The sequence below is a fragment of the Bacillus sp. SIMBA_031 genome (assembly GCF_046535225.1).
GTDB classification, from domain to species: Bacteria; Bacillota; Bacilli; order Bacillales; family Bacillaceae; genus Bacillus; species Bacillus velezensis.
Genome location: NZ_JAWRXC010000429.1, coordinates 1 through 257, shown reverse-complemented (window position 1 = coordinate 257; position 257 = coordinate 1). Strand labels below are relative to the sequence as shown.

The 257-nt window shown below is 64.2% G+C and carries 1 pseudogene; it reads right to left on the bottom strand.

Going from position 1 to position 257, the window contains the following annotated elements:
- Positions 1-74 precede the first annotated feature (74 nt).
- Positions 75-257, bottom strand: a pseudogene (locus SB724_RS20910) (hypothetical protein); the annotation flags it as partial.

The following is a 257-nucleotide window of genomic DNA, read 5'->3' as shown; positions in this document are numbered from 1 at the left end:
GGCTTTGCCGGCGCCCTGGCAGTATTGACGGGCGGCAGGAACTCCCGGCTGCAATGGCGCAGCCTGGAGGAGCTTTACGCCGTCAGCCGCGCGTCCAGTATGTAGCGCCCGCCCGCCTCGTCGCAATGATGGCAGCCGTGCAGGCCGGCCTTGAAGTCGGGCGTGATCACCCGGACGCAACGCTCGCGATAGGCATCTTCGCTGAGCTCATCGATCTCCATGATATTCAGGCCATAGCCGTAGACGCCGTTGGTGTT